We start from the raw sequence: 16,587 nt of genomic DNA, 5'->3' as shown, positions 1-16,587 counted from the left end.
AGTTCTCTTTTTGTGGAAAATAAAAAGACTATCAGACGAGTGAAACAAGACTTAGCGGGAGAGAATCTCTACTATCTCTTCAAATCGTCTCTGGAGATCCCCATCGAAGATCTCATCGGAAAGACGAATGAATCCATCAGCCGACGGGGATATCGGAGCAATGGTGGCAGTGGAGATTTCATAGCAGGAAAGATTTCCGGCAAAAAGAGAGCGCATTTTCTTGAAGACCTTTTCATATCCAAAGGGGCCATCTTTTTCCTTTTCCCCTGTACCACAGACGGTAATAAAGGTGAGTTGTTTCAGAGAGCGGCCGTATTTTTTGAGAAAACCCCGAAGAGGAGAGATAACTTTTCCCATCCATATAGGGCCAAGGAGAATAACTCTCTCATAGCTGGAGGGAGAGGGTGTTTCAGGATTTTTCTTTTGCTATTTTTTGTTTTTTTGTGTATAATATATAGGGAAGCAATAAAGGAGTTTTGAATGGATATTTCACCTTTTCTTTTTGAAATAGCGGAGACACTTTTTGTCAAATATACAGCCTTTTTGCAGGGAAGGGAAAAAGAGAAAGTTTCTCTCAAAGGCTCTCTCTCTGATTACAAAAAGGCGTTTCAAAAATTGAGCAAAACGATGCCTTCTCTTTCCTATGAGGAGAAGAAACTGGTTCTTCTTCTCTTTTCGGCCATGACCCATGATAAGCCCCAGCAAAATCTCTGGGATGTGGTGAGGTTTTTTCATCGTCACCCTAAAAGACAACTCTTGTGGCTATCTCGTATTCTCTCTTCTGATCATCGGTTGTACACGGATGATTGGATGATAGTGCAGGGAGGATGGCCAGCCGAGAACCAGATGAACGAGTTTTTTACCCTTTCGGATTATTTGTCCACTATTTACCACCATCGGGTAGTGCTCAATGTGATTGGCTATGGGAAATTGATCAAAAATCTTTTCCCGACGGTAAAGTCGAATTCTTTGCCCTTTTTTATCAAGAAGGGGCGATATACCACTCTCTCGGCTTTTTTGCATGATATTGAGGTGTTCTTCTCCCATGTGAAGTTTTACAAGACCTTGGTAAATGAATCTCTTCTGGGAAGTCCACATCAACCATGGTTTGAGAAAGAGCCTTTTGCTACCATGATCGATACGATCAGGGAGAATATGGACACCACAGAGGAAGAGACCCTTGAATATATCTCTCATATGATGAGTGCCGCGGTGAGAGTGTTATATACCGATCTTTTCAAAACCTATCGTCCTTTGTGGGTTTTCTATTTTTATTTGGTCTATCTGGTGTTCATTCGTCAGGATACGCAGCAGAGTATTGAGCATGCCATTCAGATGCTTTGTGTTTTACCAGAGGAGATTTCTCTTGTTCTGTCCTTTTTCCATCCGGAAGGGGTATTTTTGAAAAATGGGCTTATCAAGTTAGTTTCTCGGGACTTTTTTATTGAAGAGGACGAGGAAGAATCGCAAAACTCCTTTGGAGAAACGCTTCCTATTCTGTCGAAAAACTTTGAGGTGAACAAAGAGGATTTTTATCGGTTAATCAACTTCTTCCTTGATCGTAATGAGGCCTTGAAGGCTCAGTTGACCTGTCCTGTGGTTCTTCCTTCCAAGGGAGAAGAACCAGAAGAAGCCACTCCACCTTTTGATATAGACTGGCTTTTTGAGTCCACTTCTCGTGAACCAGAACCCGTTCAGAAAGAAAACACCACATCGGTGATCACGGTAGAGAAGAAAGAAACTCTTTATGAGATCATTAAGCCCAATATCAATCTCAGTAAGATTATTCTTGATGAGGATGTGAAACAGGAACTTCTCAATGCGGTGGATATGACCAAGACGATGAAGGTTCTCAAGAGGTGGGGAGTGAAGCCTTCGCTTGCCCAGAAAGAGGCTTCTTCAGTGAAGATTCTTCTCTATGGTATCTCCGGGACAGGAAAGACGATTACGGCTCAGGCACTTGCCGGCGAGGCTCATGCGAAACTTTTCAAGGTAGATGCCGCGAACCTTGTGAGTTCTTTTGTAGGAGAATCTACCAAGAACGTTAAACGGGTCTTCGAGGAATACTATAATTATGTCAAAAACTCCAAGGAAACCGTCTTCTTCTTCATCAATGAGGCGGATCAGCTTTTGAGTTCGCGAGGTATGATTCATCAGGCGGCCGACAAGGAGTACAATCAGATGCAGAATCTTCTTCTCGAGGAGATTGAAAACTTTCAAGGGGTGTTTATCGCGACTACAAATTTGATTGAACTTTTTGATGTAGCCTGGAACAGGCGTTTTAATATCAAGATTCGCTTTGATGTGCCCAAGTATGAGACTCGTTTGAAACTCTGGCAGGTTCATATCTCTGAAAAGATGCCACTGGCTCCAGATGTGAATCTCGAGAAACTTGCGGAATATGAACTCGCTGGTGGGTCTATTGCTAATGTGGTTTACAATGCGGCTCGAAAAGCAGCTGCCAGGACAGGGACAGAACAGATTATCACACAGAAGGATTTTCTGGATGCAATCGACAAGGAAATGAAGTCTATTCTTGGTCTTTCTGCCAAAAAAGTGGGTTTTAATCGATAAGGGAGTGGCATGAGCTGGGTACTTTTTGGGGGACTTGGCTATGAAAAGAGGTTGTGGGAGGTTTTGGGAAAACCTTCTTTCAAAGTAGTAGGAACGGACTATGTCCTTTCTACGGAGTCTTTTACCCCTGCCCCATGGGCGGATGGGGTGTTTGCTGAGTATCTCACTCATAATTATGCCGGGCTTGTGGCTGAGTCTGAAGGGATTATTCATCTGTCCAATAGCCTTTTTTCCTGTTATGTCGCTATAGATATGGCCATTCTTTATCAAAAACCTGCCTGGGTTTTTCTTCCAGGGAGATCGTGGAGGCTTTTGTTTCTTTCACAAGGAGAAGGGGGATGTATAGGATGTACAGAACCATATCATCCACCAAAACCAGCGATGGTATGGGAGAAGTTCTCTCCTGAATGGCTTGAGCTTTTGGCTACTTTCTGGAAAAATTCCCCCACAAGCAGTACTCTCTGGGAGAAGGAAGGGGAGATGAAAATACTACCACGAAGGGAAGATTGTCCTTTGCATGGGGAGGAGCATCCTTATGCCACAGGGAAACATCAGCTTGTGGTGGCTGTTTCCTGCGGGGAGAACTCTGTAGCGATTACGCCGTCTTTTGAAAGGGCAATAGATCTCTCCGGTTATCTTGAGGAGATAAAGCCGTTTGTGCGCCTTCGAAAGAGCAATGTTTTTTTTGTAGAGATGGAGTATGAAAAATTTTCCTGTCTTGTTTTCAGACAGGGGAGGTTTATTGTAAAAGGTACGAAAGAGAAGAATACGGCTCTCTATCTTTATCGCCAATTGGTGGGAGTTTGAAAAAATTTTGTGTCGTTCCACATTCATACAGAATGGTTATCTTCACACAAAAACTGAATACTTGTTCGGCCATCTTTTCTCTTTCAGTTTTAGGCTCTTTTTGTCACCCATCTTCCTTCTTCTACGAAGCGCTCCCGCGCGGGGCAAAAGGGGCGTTATCCTCGTCGCATGCTACGCATGCGCCTCGGACGGAGAATGGGCCGCTTTTGCGGGTATAGAAAGACCTCTTTTCTTTGCGGGGAAGTCCTTCCTCCGTGGGCGACATCAACTCGTCCTCCTGAACTTCGGAAGTATAGCGCCCACCTCGCTTCGCCGATTCCCCGCTAAAGCGGGGTCCCCGCGGCTCCACTTCGGTGGGCTTTTGGGGAAAAGCAACAGAAGATGTCGCCCCGGGTGCCTCCTGCACCCTCACTCCGGAAGGACTTCCTCCTTACGACAAAAGGCACACAACCGCAAAAGCGGCCCGGTGGGGTACAGAAAAAAAGGGCGATAAAAGAACCGTGCATTCTTTCACCAGCACGCGGGGCTTCTCTTCCAGAAGGGGCTTTTTAGATATATCACCGCGGCAGGGGCGAGGGCTATGACTTTGTTTCAGCAAAGAGCAATGGTTTAGCTGAAACAGGGTAATAGCTCTATCTTGCCCTAATGCTTTCAAGAGCAACTTTTTTCAATAGGCATCATAACAAAAAGCTTTTGTGTTGTTTCCCTGTTCATAAGAAATGTGAAAGTAGCTATTCAGTTTCATATGTGGAACGACAAGAGTTTGAAAAAATTTTGAGGACGAGAGGGATTCTCCTCTTGACAAGGAGAAAATTTTGCCTTACAATAATAGTCCCGAATGCGGGAAGTGAATCTGCCGAGATAGCTCAGTAGGTAGAGCGGAGGACTGAAAATCCTTGTGTCCGTGGTTCGATTCCACGTCTCGGCAGTTTTTTTATTATAGGCAAAGAGGTATGGTATGAAGAGAACCTATCAGCCAAGTAATATCAAACGTCGGAGAACGCATGGGTTTCGTGCCCGAATGAAAACCAAGGATGGACGGGCTATTTTGAGTCGTCGTCGTGCCAAGGGTCGAAAGAAACTCACGGTTTCTGATGAGTTTTAAGTGGGATCGCTCTCGCCGTTTGCGGCAGGAGCAGGCTATTCGTCAGGTGTATAGTCAGGGCACCAGGGTAAAAATGGCCCGGGGTGCCCTTTTTTTTCTTCCTGCGGAGGATCTGCGAGTGGCTATCAGTGTTTCCAAAAAGACGGGTATGGCTGTGGTGCGCAATCGTCAAAAAAGGTTGGTGCGGGAGTTTTTCCGTCTTCACCAGGAGGAGTTTCTTCAGCCTTTCTGGATGATGTTTGTGGTGTATCAGCCCTACAAGAATCTTGGGGATCTTTCTTCGGAATTGTTAGAGGCCTGCCAGAGGGCAGGGATTCTCGTGTGCAAAGAGTCTTGATAGGTCTTATTCGGTTTTACCAGAGGTATATTTCCATTCATTTGCCCCGTTCGTGTCTTTATCATCCCTCTTGTTCGGAGTACACCGTGGAGATGATTCGCCGGCATGGGGTTTTTCGTGGTCTTGTTGGGGGGATTCTTCGCGTTTTTCGTTGTCAGGGATGGTTGTTTATAGGGGGAAATGATCCTGTTCCACGCTTTTTTTCCTGGAGGAGAATTTTGAGTCGGTATCCCTTTTTCTGGAAGGGGAGAAGAAAAAGATGAGACCCTTGCACGGATGTTTTCTTTCCCTGTCTGGGTCAGGGGCTACGCCCCTGAAACCCCGATTTTTCTGTTTACAAGAGCCGGTTTGTCTTTTTTATTCAAAAAAATTGGTTTATTTATTACAGCACGGAATATTTTGATACTAATTTTTGTTTCTTTATTACTTTTTTGAGACCTTTGCACGAATGTGCAAAGGTCTCAAAGATAGAGAACCTTTCCGAGGATAAGCTGGTGGGTGTTTTTCTCAATTAGGATCATGTTTCTTTTCTTGCCATGTGCACTATCTCTTCCCAGGAGAGTTTGCCCCAGGCAAGGTCATACTGGAGCTTGGCACGACGGGGACTTTCTCCACTCACAAACACCCGTCCTAAGCCATGAAGGCGTTGCTTGAGGGAGAGAATCTTCTTTTTGAGTTGAGAGACCTCCTCTATTTCCCTGTCGGCAAAGTCGGTGAAAGGTTTGGGAACAAGGGGATTGATATCCACAATAATCTCCGGGGTATAGCCATAGGTTTTGGCCTGCTGTTTAGAAAGAGAGACGATCTCTTTGATAAGCGTTACCATTTCCTGGAGGTCTTCTTCTGTTTCGTCCGGGAGACCTATGAGGAAGTAGAGTTTGATTCGTTTGATGCCAATAGCGGTGGCCTGTCGGACCTTTTCCAGAAATGTTTCATTCGGGATCATTTTTCGAATGAGACGTTTTTGTTTTTCGCTGGCGGCTTCCGGGGCAAGAACAAGGGTTTTCTTTTCGTTGGTGATGATCTTTTCTAATAAGGAGGGGGAGAGGGTTTCAATACGAAAGGCGGAGAAGGAGAGTTCAAATCCCATGCGGTTTAATTCATCAATGATACTCTCAAACTCAGGATGGTTGGTAAGGGTTGCCGCCACTAACCCTAATTGACGGGTTTTCCCCTGATAGAGAGAAGCCGTCGCAAGGATACTCTCCTTTGAAAAGGCCTGATAGTCTCCATAGAGATGAGAGACAAGACAAAAGCGGCATCGATAGAGACAACTTCTCGAGATTTCTACAAGACCTCGCATGGGAAATTCATTGTCCGGGGTGAGAATCACTGTGTGAAGGGGATTGGAGACGGGGTGGGAGAGGAAAGCCTGGTGCTGAGAGAGAATATCCTCCGGGCGAAAGATACCCTCACCTGAGGAACAAAAATTCCACCACTCCCCCTCATGGGAAAGCAAAGCCTCTACCACAAGAGGAAGGGCAAATTCAGCATTGGTGGTGATGATGAGATTGGCGAGATGTTTGAGATAACCAGCGAGAAGGCTACACCCAATACCGCCTACCACTATCGACGGATGAGACCGCCTGCTATTTTCAAGAGGAATACCCGAAAGAGAAAGCATCCGGATAAGATGAAGGATATCCACTTCAAAAGAAAGACTGACCATGAGGACATCAAACTCTTCTAATGGTCGTCCTGTCTCGAGAGAAAGAGGTTTGTGTTCTCCCTCGTAGAAGAATCGCTCCACAGAGAGAAAGGGATAAGACTGAAGCAGATGATACACCCCCTGAAACCCGAGAGAGGCCATTCCTACCTCATAACGTTCTGGAAAGATGAGGGCAATGCGTTTCTGGATTTTCTTTTTGGGATAGGGATAGAGAAAAATCTCCTCGCGTTTTCTCATGAATACAGAGACTCCTCAAGAAGCAAGCGCTTTTCTATGAGAAAGCAGAGAAACTCCGCCCCTTCTCGAATCTCTTTTCGAAGCTGATTGAGGAGCGTCTCATCCACCGACTGAGAAGAGAGAAGCTTCTGGATACTCTCCTGCATGGTCATTTCTATCAGTCGGCCAAAAAGGGGATTTTGTTTCACAAGGGAGAAGAGTTTCTCCTCAGGACTTTCTCTGGTGAGAGCCACTTTCAAGATCTCGAGCGTCTGGCGAAGTTCTTTCAAGGTCGAGAGAAAGTTCTGCGAAGCATAGGGAGAGTGAGGTGTGGGGGGAAGGTGATAGGGCTGAGAAGGAGAGGCCACACCTTCTATCACCTGAGAGAGGGGGAGATGTTCCATACCCTCAATAAAAAGTCCCCCTTCTGTGGCATTGATGGTGTGGATAGGGAGTTCTTTAGCCCGTCTTACAAACCATTCTTTGAAGGTGAGGAATTTTCTGTCGGTGAGTACAGAACCAGAACCATTCCAGGCCTTGACCTCAATCCTATCAGAAAAGGTTTGAGAAGTGGCATTGTATCCCTCGTAGGTGTGAAATCTATCCACGGTACTATAGAGCATACTTTCCAGGGCATTGTGGGGGGCGTGAGTATAGCGTTCAGAATAGGCTAAATCCTGTCCTACAAAGACAACGGGATCACATCCTAATCGATAGGCAAAATCGTAGGCTGTCGTGGAGACGGAACCTCCACAGAGGAGATCCCCCTTTTCTCCCCAGAAATGCCGGAAAACCTGATAGAGAGGAAGAACGGTATCATAGAGAAATATCTTTTCACGAGGGTAATGGACAAAAGTAAGAAACGAAGCCCCACTGTCAAGGATGAGAGAGGGCTTCTGTTTAGAGGCTAAAAGATAGAGCGCATTTTTGTCCTGGGGATCGACACTGACAACAAAATCAGCCTCTATACCCAATCTATCAAGGTAGGCAAGGACGGTATCGGTGGCGATGAGAATCCAGTGTCGTTTTTTTGCCTCCGTGAGAAGATGAGCGTTTCTGGCAAGGGATGGTCCTGCCCCAATCACCAGAGCAGGATAGTCTTTTCCACTTCCAAAAAGATGGCTAACCCCGGGAAGGGAAGAGTAAAACACCGAGTTTTTGAGAATGTTTCTCACCCAGAGTTTTTGAAATCGGCGGGCGGTAGCCTGGTTTATCTGTCTTCGGGAGAGATAGGCCACAAGAAGCCCGTGAAAAGAATCATAGACATCCGGAAAAAGAATTGCATACGGACGATGGATATACAAATTGAGTTCTCCTATACCTTTCTCAGCAAGGTAATCGATGAGAGGCTGAGGATCCCCCTGAAAGATTTTTACCCGCGGATTTTTCTTTATTTTCTCCAGAAAGTCTCCATTCCATGAAGCAAAGGTATCGTCGTGTTCATAGACGAGAACTTCGTAGGAGGTTGTATTTACAATATATTCAACCACATAGCCAAGTCCCACCCCTGCGATCACGACCACAGGAAAGGATGGATTGAAATGTTTGACCACCCGTTCTGCTTCTCTGAGAGGATGGGCGGAGTGAAGAGAGACTTCCTTCTCCTTGAGTTTTACCCGTAGATTGGGAAATTGTCCTTCAATCTTTTCTATCTGCATCAAGCATTCCTCCAGAGAATATGATTCTCACAGCCTCTTCCCAGGTGAGATCGGTTTTTTGCATATTGGGTTCTTCGACAAGGAGAAGATAACCAGTGGTGGGGAAAGGAGCGGTAGGGATATAGACCACAAAGAGATCTGTTTTTTGAAGATTCTCAGGGAGGATATCTTTTTTCAATTTTCCCATCAAAAATCCCAAACTCTTGGTTCTATCTCCGGGAAAGTCCACCAGGACAACCGTTTGAAAAAGCTGTTGATTCTCCTCATGGAAGACAAGACTTGCAATCTGCTTGATAGCCCCATAGAGGCTTCCGATTCCGGGGAAGTGTTCAAAGAAGTTTTCGATAGTACGTCGAAACCACCGTCCCAAGAAGGTGCGCAGAAGCACACTCAAAAGAAGAAGAAAGACAAAAAGACCAAGAAGGGTGAAAAGTTCTAAGAGCCACACATTGACACGGAAAAAACTCTGAAGCTGAAAAAGAGAAACAAGGGTCTCCATCCACTTGTGGATGGCCAAAAAGATCCATTTGAGTAGAAAAAATACCCCAAGCAAAGGGATAACCAAAAGAAGCCCTTCTAAGAAACGATTGCGAATGAAAAGAAGAATGCGTTTCATGGTTTTCTCCTCAGATCTTTGAGAACTCCAAACGATACAAGAAAAGCCGATGCCTGATCAAGAGAGGTGTGGAGTTTTATAACGTCTTTCTCCTCCACTAACATCAAAAAACCGGAGGAAATATTGGGGACACCGGGCACAAAAACCTTTAGCCAGGTTTTGCCTGATGGATCGATGGAGGTACTTTTTCCCATGACAAACCCCATGGAATAGACCCTGTCATGAAATGCCTTCACAAGCACAACTTCCCCCGTTCCTTTGGTTTCTCTTGGTTTTTCTTTGAAGAGAAAAGCGAGGAGTTGTTTTATAGCGCGGTAGAGAATATTGACACCCGGAAGGGTATCCATGAGAGTATCCACGAGGGAATGGATCCAGCGACCCAAAATCCCCTGGAGGATAATGCCGACTACAAGGATAAACACTAACATGAGAATAAAACTTCCCATGGAGAGGAGAAACTCTTGCCAGGGAGTCTGGGGAGAGAAAAAGAGGGAGAGAATATCAAGGGCGCGAAGGATATTGCGGACATACCCAAAAAGCCATACCATCACCCAGAGCGTGAGACCAACCGGGAGAAGAAAGCCAATGGCCTGAAGGATACTTTTGATAAACCATGAGAATACCCTTTTCATGGTTTTCCTCCAAAATAGTCAGTTTGGATGATCATTCTTCTCACAATACGGGAAAAGATGGGGGCAGCAATTTCACCACCGGTATGTTTTGGGCCGTGAATTCTATTGACGGCGACTACCATGAGGTATTCTGGTTTCTCAGCCGGAAAAACCCCCATAAAAAGGGCACTGAAGAAATTGGGATAATATCCCTGGCCGTTTTCTTTGGCAATTTGTCCTGTTCCTGTTTTGCCAGCGATGGTAAGCCCCTCTATACGGGCAGAGAGGGCTGTTCCATTTTCTCCGACGACCTTTTCCATCATATGGAGGATAGTTTCACAGGCCGTAGAATCTAAGACCTGGTGTCTTTCTTTTTCCTTGCCTTCATAAACCAGAGTGGGCGATTCATACCATCCATGATCGGCAAGCGTCCCCAATGCCAAGGCTAACTGAAGGGTGGAAACACCAATCTCCTGTCCAATAGAGGTCATGTATTTTGAGAGGCCGGACCATTCCGAAAGAGAACGGAGAATGCCTTTGGCTTTTCCAGGGAGAGGAATAGCAGGAGTTTTTCCAAAACCAAGGTTCGTAAGAGTATGGTACCATCGCGTAGCCGTGAAACGGTCAGCGACCTGGACCATACCTACATTGCAGGATTTCTGAATGATCTCTGCCAGGCGAAGGTTGCCATGAGCAAAGCCATCCTTGATTTTTGTCTGGTATATCTCTATACTTCCCCCACAGAAAAAACTCTCATCCTGTCTGACTAACTTCTCCTGAAGGGCAAAGGTGGAGGCAAAGACCTTCATCACAGATCCTGGTTCATAAGCGACAGAGAGAGCATAATTGATAGAATTCCTCTCACTAATGGTAGTATACACATTGGGGTCGTAGCTTGGCCAGTCCACCATGGCAAGAATCTCCCGATTGGAGATTTTCATGACAATTACGCTTCCATATTCAGCGGAAGCTTCAGTGATACCCCTGATGAGCTCTTCGAGGGCAATTCGGGAGACAAGGGGATCAAGGGTGGTATAGAGATTCTCTCCTTTTTTGAGCCTTTCATCAAAGAAGAACTCAAGACCGGCGAGTCCTTCATTGTCAATATTGACATAACCAACAACTTTCGCTGTTTCCAAAAAGCCATAATACCGGCTGTTTTTTTTCAAAAATCCCCAGCTATCCGATGGCCATTTGCCGGGGTAGTTGGTGAGAATGGTTTCGAGTCGGTTTTTTTGCGAATAGGGGAGACGGCGCTTGAGATAGACAAAGTCTTTGGTACTTTCAAGAACACTCATGTCCTGAAGAGAAAAGACCTTTCCTTCCATTCCCACAAGATGAGTGATAAGCCACTGTCTTGTTTCTTCTGAAAGTCGTGCAGGTCTTATATAGAAATCATAGTACTCCACATTGAGAGTGAGAGCGTTGGTGTATCTATCGTAGATAATTCCTCGTTGGGTAAAGGTCCCTTCTGTTCCTGAAGTTTTGACTTCTGGCCAGAGAACGAGGGTCATGATTCGATAAAAGAGAAGCACAAAGGCTAAGAGAAAACCTAGAATAACGAGCGTTGCCCGTTTATTGACCATATGTTCCCCTCTTCTTTTGTATTAGTATACCAAAAAAGGGTAAAAAAAGCCAGTTTTGAGACCTTTGCACATTCGTGCAGAGGTCTCAAAAAAGGAATAAAAACAAAATAGAGTATAAAAAATATTCTTTGTAGTAATAAATACCTCCATTTTTTTTGAATAAAAAAGACAAATAAGCCCTTCTGAACAGAAAAAGCGGGGAAGAGGGGCGTAGCCCCTGACCCAGATCGGGGAAGAAAACACCGTCGCAAGGGGTTATTGTCCCATTTCCTTGCTAAAAATTCGTTTTTTCTTTACAATACCACAAGAAAGAAAAGGAAAGAAAGGAGAAATCATGCTTCCTGTTTCCATACCGTTTTTGACGGCCAAGGTTTCCCTTTTTGGACGGGATGATCTGAGAGAATACCTTGTGCAGACGATTTATGAAAAAAACAGGTTTCGTATTTTGATTCTTGATGAGAAGAAACTCTTTGCTTCCTTTTTCAGTCGTGAGATGCGTCGGATTATCCAGCAGACGGAAGTGGTGCTTTGTGGCTCGAATGTGATTGCATGGAGTATCCGGCTGCTTACAGGTCGGCATGTGGAGGTGTTTTATCCCATCACCATCCTTCTTGATATTTTGCGTATTGCCGATGAGATGCAATACTCCTGTTATCTTTTGGGTGGAAGCAAAAAGGTGGCCAATGAGGCCAGCAAAAGGATTCGTCGCTCTTTTCCCAATGTGCGGCTTTTGGGGTATTATACCAATGAGCTTTCGGAGAAACAGTGGCTTGATGTGCTGATTTCTATCAGAAAATCCTGTCCACAGATTTTTATAGTAAGTTTTCCTGATAGTGTGTATCAGGAACGCTGGATTACCAGGAATTTTTCGTATTTTTCTCAGTCGATTATTTTAGGGATTGATACTTCCTTAGATGTGTTTGCTGGCCATCGAAAGATGGGTGTGGTGTGGGATGAAAAGAAGGGGTGGCGAACGGTTTGGTTCTCGTTTCGGCCACTCACATGGTTTCGTCAGGGGGTCATCATTATGGCGGCTATAACCAAAAAAATCTTTCAGCGTGAGGAAGCCTGATGGGTGAAGAACGCTTTTGCGATATTGCCCTTATTATAGGAAAACAGGATAAAAACCTGCTCTCGCTTGATATCTATACCCATCATTATCTTTTGCCTTTTACGCCGCGTTTGAGGACGATTGATTTTGTGGTTTCTTCTCTTGCGCATGCACGTGTCAATCCACTTCTTGTGCTTACCCCGGAGGATACCGATATTCTGCATGATTATCTTGTGAAGGGGTGGCCTGAGAGTGAGATATATGTTTTTGACAAGCAAAAACTTGAGATGGAGTTTCTGCCATTTCTGGACACCTTGCATGCTGACTATTCCCTGAAGACCATCGGGATTTTCTATGGACATTTTCCAAACTGGTTTTTTCCCCCGGTCAAACGGAATCTTCCAACTTATGCTGTCCTCCAGTATGAGACACCAAAGGAACAGGTGCCGGTGGGGGTGATTCTTCCTTTCAGGGCGTTTGAGGACGGGATTCGAGCTACTTCACAGGCCAACCTCTATGATTTTTTGGAAAGTCTTATCACCAACCTTTCTCAAGAGAAGCGCATGCAGAGGGTGAGCCTGAAGGGGTATTTCCGTCCGCATTATACCCTTGAGGAGTATTATCAGATTCATATGGATCTTCTGGATGATTATTATTTTTTGGACCATCTGAATTCTCTTGTGCCGGTGAGGCCGTTTACGGTGCCGAATGTGGTTTCACGCACCTATCGTTCCTCTCATGTGATCAATTCGATTGTGGGAGAGAATGTCCATATCTATGGGAAAGTGGAAAACTCCGTGATCTTCTCCAACGTTATTATAGACAAGAAGGCTGTTGTCAAGAACTCTGTCATCTTGCCGGGGAACCATATTGGGAGTGAAGCCCACATTGAGCATACGATTATCGATGAGTTTTCTATGGAGAATACTGTCCCCAATATTGGGGCAAAGTCCCGTATTGGGAGTTCATCGGCTGTTCGGCCCAATGAAAGGTTTCCCCAGTTGTCGAGTGGATTGACGCTCATAGGAAAGGATATTATCCTACCGGAAAAGAGTATTATTGGAGGAAATTGCTATATTGAGAGTTTTGTTCCCCAGAATGTTTTGAAAAGGTACCATGTTCTCAGAGATGGGGAAAGCCTGTTACATGATGAGGAAGCATAAAGTTTTCCCAAGAAAGGTACCGATATATAAATGAAATACAAATAATCCCCGGAGAGGAGGGTAACTATGCCAAATTCAAAGCCCCAGGTACTTCTTGTGGCAACAGAGGTATCTCCGTTAGCCAAGGTAGGGGGATTGGCGGATGTGGTGGGAGCACTGGCCAAGGAATGTCACAACTCAGGTAAGGTCAAGGTAAGTGTGGCCCTTCCCCGGTACAATGAAGTGGACAGGTTTCTTGCTTCACAACAGATCAAGGTCAAGAGACGAGAGGAGTTTCCTGTTACCATCGGGACCCAGTCGATGGTGGGTGCCATTGAACATGTGGTGTATCATGATATAGATATTTATCTTGTGGATCAGCCGCATTATTTCAAGCGCAATGGTATTTATTTTGATGAGACATACAAAATTGACTACGCGGATAACCTTGAGAGAATGGCATTTTTTACCCGTTTTGTCTTTGAGGCCCTGAAGGTGCTGGATCTCAAGGTGGATATTATTCATGCTCATGACTGGCAGTGTGGGCTTTTCCCCTTCTATCTCAAGAGTATTTACAAAATGGATGGGTTTTTCAAAAATACGAAAAGTGTTTTTACCATTCATAACCTTTCCTATCAGGGTATCTTCTCTGTGGAGCAGTACGGGATTCTTGGTGTGGACTGGAAATATTTTACCATCAATGGGCTTGAGTTCTATGGGCATATCAATCTCTTGAAAGCGGGGATCAATTTTGCGGATATGATTACGGTGGTGAGTGAGACGTATGCAAAGGAGATTCAGTCGCCAGAATTCGGGAATGGCCTTGAGGGGATCATCAGGGAAAAGGCTGGTGCAGGCCAGATTGTAGGGATTATGAACGGGGTCGATTATGAGGAATGGGATCCAGAAAAGGATATCTATCTCCCGGTGCACTATAATGCCAAAACCTTGGATCAGAAAAAGGCCTTGAAGATCGCCTATCTCAAGGAGAAGGGGATTGCCGATCCTGATCCATCAAAGCCCCTTGTTGGTATGGTGTCAAGGCTCGTTGATCAGAAGGGGCTGGACATTTTGCTTGAGATTATTCCCCGCTTGATGGAACAGGGGGTGTATCTTACCATTCTCGGTCAGGGGAAAGAGGAATACGAGGTGAGGCTGAGGGATTTTGCCCGCCATTATGCCCCTTCTTTTATCCTGTCTATTGCCTTTGATATTGCAGAGTCACACAGGATTATGGCTGCCTCGGATATGCTTTTGGTTCCTTCTCGGTTTGAACCTGCTGGACTCACGCAGTTGTATGCGATGGCCTATGGGACTATTCCTGTTGTTCGCAGAACAGGGGGGCTTGCGGATTCAGTGAAACACGGGATAACGGGTTTTGTGTTTGAGCCTTATACACCGGAAGCCCTTTTGGGTATGGTTTCTCAGGCCATTGCGACCTACAAACAGAACCCCGCTCAGTGGGAAAAGCTTATGAAAAATGCGATGAAAGAGGATTTTTCCTGGAAGCAGAGTGCTCAAAAGTATATTGAGATTTATAAACGACTGTTGCAGGAGCGATGAGGCATTTTCTTTTGATTTACTATGCCATAGCGGTGTTCTCCGGCGTGGTGGGAATAGCTCTTGTGGTACTGATGTTTTTCCAGAATCTTCGTAAGCTTGCGCTTGTCTATGGGGTTTTTGTGGGGGCTTTTTCTCTTCTTCTTGTGAATATTCTTCTGCAGTATTATAGCTATTTTATCTTAGGAGAGGTGGAAACACCACAGAAGTTGTGGTGGATGACACTTCTTATCTTTGTGTCCAAGAGTCTTTTTTTCCTGGGTTTTGGACTGGTTATGGTTTTTCTTTTTTCAGGCAAATGGTGGGTATACGTTATCAGTGGAGTGGAGTTTTTCTCTGCTGCTCTTGGGATTGTGGGAGGGATGATGTTTGCTTTCTTAGGTTTTTCCGATGAAAGGCTTAGGCTTCTTTTGTTTTTTGATCAGTGGGGATGGGGAACGCTTATGGTGGTGTTTCTTGCCTCTACAATTTTTTTTCTCTGGTTTCGAACGCTCTCTGATATGCCGACGCTTCTTTCTCGCGTTATCCGTATTCTTCTTGGACTTACCATTGTTTTTCTCCCTCTTTTTGCGGTCGATAATCTCTGGGAACTCTTTCAGGTCAAACTCGGGATATTGCCGAGGTGTTTTAATTTCAGTCCGTTGTATTATACGCTGTGGAATTTTTTGACGTTTGGGTATATGGTGAGGTTCTTGGCGGAGAAGAGTTTCTGGCTTTCTACTTTGGTGAGGCCTATTCCTGTACGAATAGGAGAGATAAGATTTTCTCAGAGGGAACGGGAGATTATAGGGCTTCTGATCCAGGGGGATGATAATTCGACCATTGCGTCGAAACTGTATATTACCGAACATACGGTTCGCAATTATATTTCTAAACTCTATGAAAAAACGGGCACTTCAAATCGGGTGCAGTTGGTGCAGAAATTGATGAGTCTCGTAGAGGAACAGGAGTAGACTGAAAGAAAGATGAGGGGTTTCTTTGTGAATTTGTGGGGAAACTTGACAAGGGAGTGGTTTTGCCTTATAATATACACTCACAATGAATGACGGAGTACGGGGCGTAGCGCAGCTCGGTTAGCGCACCTGCCTTGGGAGCAGGGGGTCGGTAGTTCAAATCTACTCGCCCCGAAGAAGGCGCCTGTAGCTCAGCTGGATAGAGCAACAGCCTTCTAAGCTGTGGGCCACAGGTTCGACTCCTGTCAGGCGCAACACGTGGTGGGTATAGCTCAACTGGTGAGAGCACCGGTCTGTGGAACCGGGGGCTGTGGGTTCAAGTCCCACTATCCACCCAGAGAATACAGAACGCGTCCGTAGCTCAGCTGGATAGAGCAGTGGACTTCGAATCCGAAGGCCGCAGGTTCGAGTCCTGCCGGGCGCGCAGAAAGATATAGAAAATGAGATAGATCATAAAGGGTTGTTAGCTCAGTTGGTAGAGCAGCTGACTCTTAATCAGCGGGCCGCAGGTTCGATCCCTGCACAACCCACAGGATGCGAGTGTGGTGGAATTGGTAGACACGCCAGACTTAGGATCTGGTGCCGCAAGGCGTGAAGGTTCGAGTCCTTTCACTCGCAGGCGTCGTTTGCGGGAATAGCTCAGTTGGTAGAGCGCTACCTTGCCAAGGTAGATGTCGCGGGTTCGAGTCCCGTTTCCCGCTA

At 45.4% G+C, this 16,587-nt stretch carries 15 protein-coding genes and 8 tRNA genes; 17 read left to right on the top strand and 6 right to left on the bottom strand.

Going from position 1 to position 16,587, the window contains the following annotated elements:
* Positions 1–51: 51 nt before the first annotated feature.
* A complete protein-coding gene (locus tag BREVNS_RS01880; RefSeq protein WP_483427373.1) occupies positions 52–357 on the bottom strand; it encodes a hypothetical protein in 306 nt (101 codons plus the stop codon).
* A 123-nt stretch (positions 358–480) separates the two neighbouring features.
* Here BREVNS_RS01880 and BREVNS_RS01875 point away from each other — a divergent pair, with 123 nt between their 5' ends.
* The 6 genes from BREVNS_RS01875 to yidD all read left to right on the top strand — a co-directional run bounded on the left by BREVNS_RS01875 (position 481) and on the right by yidD (position 5,086).
* Positions 481–2,574: an ATP-binding protein gene (locus BREVNS_RS01875; RefSeq protein WP_483427372.1), complete on the top strand. Its 2,094-nt coding sequence runs from the start codon at positions 481–483 to the stop codon at positions 2,572–2,574.
* 9 nt (positions 2,575–2,583) lie between these two features.
* The gene (locus tag BREVNS_RS01870; protein WP_483427371.1) at positions 2,584–3,381 is read left to right on the top strand and encodes a hypothetical protein; all 798 of its coding nucleotides are present in this window, start codon (positions 2,584–2,586) and stop codon (positions 3,379–3,381) included.
* Between the two features lie 855 nt (positions 3,382–4,236).
* A tRNA-Phe gene (locus tag BREVNS_RS01865) sits at positions 4,237–4,309 on the top strand.
* Between the two features lie 30 nt (positions 4,310–4,339).
* The gene (gene rpmH, locus BREVNS_RS01860; RefSeq protein ID WP_483427370.1) at positions 4,340–4,486 is read left to right on the top strand and encodes a 50S ribosomal protein L34; all 147 of its coding nucleotides are present in this window, start codon (positions 4,340–4,342) and stop codon (positions 4,484–4,486) included.
* Positions 4,476–4,823, top strand: a complete 348-nt coding sequence (gene rnpA / locus BREVNS_RS01855) for a ribonuclease P protein component (protein WP_483427369.1) — start codon at positions 4,476–4,478, stop codon at positions 4,821–4,823. Before rpmH ends, rnpA begins: the two co-directional genes overlap by 11 nt.
* On the top strand, positions 4,808–5,086 hold the full coding sequence (gene yidD / locus BREVNS_RS01850) for a membrane protein insertion efficiency factor YidD (protein WP_483427368.1): 279 nt from the start codon (positions 4,808–4,810) through the stop codon (positions 5,084–5,086). The genes rnpA and yidD overlap by 16 nt, the downstream gene beginning before the upstream one ends.
* Before the next feature lie 254 nt (positions 5,087–5,340).
* On the opposite strand, the gene BREVNS_RS01845 is transcribed toward yidD, so the two are convergent.
* Genes BREVNS_RS01845 through BREVNS_RS01825 form a run of 5 tightly spaced genes read right to left on the bottom strand, consistent with a single transcriptional unit; the run spans position 5,341 to position 11,179 of the window.
* Complete coding sequence (locus BREVNS_RS01845; RefSeq protein ID WP_483427367.1) at positions 5,341–6,729, bottom strand: B12-binding domain-containing radical SAM protein; 1,389 nt, start codon at positions 6,727–6,729, stop codon at positions 5,341–5,343.
* A complete protein-coding gene (locus tag BREVNS_RS01840) occupies positions 6,726–8,366 on the bottom strand; it encodes a motility associated factor glycosyltransferase family protein (protein ID WP_483427366.1) in 1,641 nt (546 codons plus the stop codon). Before BREVNS_RS01840 ends, BREVNS_RS01845 begins: the two co-directional genes overlap by 4 nt.
* The gene (locus BREVNS_RS01835) at positions 8,347–8,982 is read right to left on the bottom strand and encodes a DUF502 domain-containing protein (protein ID WP_483427365.1); all 636 of its coding nucleotides are present in this window, start codon (positions 8,980–8,982) and stop codon (positions 8,347–8,349) included. Before BREVNS_RS01835 ends, BREVNS_RS01840 begins: the two co-directional genes overlap by 20 nt.
* Positions 8,979–9,614, bottom strand: coding sequence for a DUF502 domain-containing protein (locus tag BREVNS_RS01830; protein WP_483427364.1), 636 nt, complete (start codon positions 9,612–9,614; stop codon positions 8,979–8,981). The genes BREVNS_RS01835 and BREVNS_RS01830 overlap by 4 nt, the downstream gene beginning before the upstream one ends.
* Positions 9,611–11,179 (bottom strand): peptidoglycan D,D-transpeptidase FtsI family protein, encoded by a 1,569-nt coding sequence (locus tag BREVNS_RS01825; protein ID WP_483427363.1) that lies wholly within the window; start codon positions 11,177–11,179, stop codon positions 9,611–9,613. Before BREVNS_RS01825 ends, BREVNS_RS01830 begins: the two co-directional genes overlap by 4 nt.
* 334 nt (positions 11,180–11,513) lie before the next feature.
* Here BREVNS_RS01825 and BREVNS_RS01820 point away from each other — a divergent pair, with 334 nt between their 5' ends.
* From BREVNS_RS01820 to BREVNS_RS01770, 11 genes are all read left to right on the top strand, one after another.
* The gene (locus tag BREVNS_RS01820) at positions 11,514–12,251 is read left to right on the top strand and encodes a WecB/TagA/CpsF family glycosyltransferase (RefSeq protein WP_483427362.1); all 738 of its coding nucleotides are present in this window, start codon (positions 11,514–11,516) and stop codon (positions 12,249–12,251) included.
* Positions 12,251–13,393 carry a GlgC family sugar phosphate nucleotidyltransferase gene (locus BREVNS_RS01815; protein WP_483427361.1) on the top strand — a complete coding sequence of 381 codons (1,143 nt, stop codon included), beginning with the start codon at positions 12,251–12,253 and terminating at the stop codon, positions 13,391–13,393. Before BREVNS_RS01820 ends, BREVNS_RS01815 begins: the two co-directional genes overlap by 1 nt.
* A gap of 66 nt (positions 13,394–13,459) precedes the next feature.
* Positions 13,460–14,935 (top strand): glycogen synthase GlgA, encoded by a 1,476-nt coding sequence (gene glgA, locus BREVNS_RS01810; RefSeq protein ID WP_483427360.1) that lies wholly within the window; start codon positions 13,460–13,462, stop codon positions 14,933–14,935.
* On the top strand, positions 14,932–15,885 hold the full coding sequence (locus BREVNS_RS01805; RefSeq protein WP_483427359.1) for a LuxR C-terminal-related transcriptional regulator: 954 nt from the start codon (positions 14,932–14,934) through the stop codon (positions 15,883–15,885). The genes glgA and BREVNS_RS01805 overlap by 4 nt, the downstream gene beginning before the upstream one ends.
* Before the next feature lie 100 nt (positions 15,886–15,985).
* Positions 15,986–16,060, top strand: a tRNA-Pro gene (locus BREVNS_RS01800).
* Positions 16,061–16,065: 5 nt separating this feature from the next.
* A tRNA-Arg gene (locus BREVNS_RS01795) sits at positions 16,066–16,139 on the top strand.
* A gap of 7 nt (positions 16,140–16,146) precedes the next feature.
* Positions 16,147–16,220: transfer RNA gene (locus BREVNS_RS01790), tRNA-His, on the top strand.
* 15 nt (positions 16,221–16,235) lie between these two features.
* Positions 16,236–16,309 (top strand) — tRNA-Arg (locus BREVNS_RS01785).
* Positions 16,310–16,342: 33 nt separating this feature from the next.
* A tRNA-Lys gene (locus tag BREVNS_RS01780) sits at positions 16,343–16,415 on the top strand.
* A 6-nt stretch (positions 16,416–16,421) separates the two neighbouring features.
* A tRNA-Leu gene (locus BREVNS_RS01775) sits at positions 16,422–16,503 on the top strand.
* A gap of 10 nt (positions 16,504–16,513) precedes the next feature.
* Positions 16,514–16,586, top strand: a tRNA-Gly gene (locus BREVNS_RS01770).
* The last annotated feature ends 1 nt before the right edge of the window (position 16,587 follow it).

The sequence above is a fragment of the Longinema margulisiae genome (assembly GCF_025266855.1).
GTDB lineage: Bacteria > Spirochaetota > Brevinematia > Brevinematales > Thermospiraceae > Thermospira.
The sequence above is the reverse complement of the archived record's forward strand: the minus strand, read 5'-3'. Positions and strand labels throughout refer to the sequence as shown.

What these genes read in the sequence shown, in the direction of transcription:
- rpmH (WP_483427370.1), top strand. Translation starts at nt 4,340, where the DNA reads ATGAAGAGAACCTATCAGCCAAGTAATATCAAACGTCGGAGAACGCAT.
- BREVNS_RS01880 (WP_483427373.1), bottom strand. Translation starts at nt 357, where the DNA reads ATGGGAAAAGTTATCTCTCCTCTTCGGGGTTTTCTCAAAAAATACGGC.
- glgA (WP_483427360.1), top strand. Translation starts at nt 13,460, where the DNA reads ATGCCAAATTCAAAGCCCCAGGTACTTCTTGTGGCAACAGAGGTATCT.
- BREVNS_RS01830 (WP_483427364.1), bottom strand. Translation starts at nt 9,614, where the DNA reads ATGAAAAGGGTATTCTCATGGTTTATCAAAAGTATCCTTCAGGCCATT.
- BREVNS_RS01870 (WP_483427371.1), top strand. Translation starts at nt 2,584, where the DNA reads ATGAGCTGGGTACTTTTTGGGGGACTTGGCTATGAAAAGAGGTTGTGG.
- rnpA (WP_483427369.1), top strand. Translation starts at nt 4,476, where the DNA reads ATGAGTTTTAAGTGGGATCGCTCTCGCCGTTTGCGGCAGGAGCAGGCT.
- BREVNS_RS01825 (WP_483427363.1), bottom strand. Translation starts at nt 11,179, where the DNA reads ATGGTCAATAAACGGGCAACGCTCGTTATTCTAGGTTTTCTCTTAGCC.
- BREVNS_RS01835 (WP_483427365.1), bottom strand. Translation starts at nt 8,982, where the DNA reads ATGAAACGCATTCTTCTTTTCATTCGCAATCGTTTCTTAGAAGGGCTT.
- BREVNS_RS01845 (WP_483427367.1), bottom strand. Translation starts at nt 6,729, where the DNA reads ATGAGAAAACGCGAGGAGATTTTTCTCTATCCCTATCCCAAAAAGAAA.
- BREVNS_RS01815 (WP_483427361.1), top strand. Translation starts at nt 12,251, where the DNA reads ATGGGTGAAGAACGCTTTTGCGATATTGCCCTTATTATAGGAAAACAG.
- BREVNS_RS01875 (WP_483427372.1), top strand. Translation starts at nt 481, where the DNA reads ATGGATATTTCACCTTTTCTTTTTGAAATAGCGGAGACACTTTTTGTC.
- BREVNS_RS01840 (WP_483427366.1), bottom strand. Translation starts at nt 8,366, where the DNA reads ATGCAGATAGAAAAGATTGAAGGACAATTTCCCAATCTACGGGTAAAA.
- BREVNS_RS01820 (WP_483427362.1), top strand. Translation starts at nt 11,514, where the DNA reads ATGCTTCCTGTTTCCATACCGTTTTTGACGGCCAAGGTTTCCCTTTTT.
- BREVNS_RS01805 (WP_483427359.1), top strand. Translation starts at nt 14,932, where the DNA reads ATGAGGCATTTTCTTTTGATTTACTATGCCATAGCGGTGTTCTCCGGC.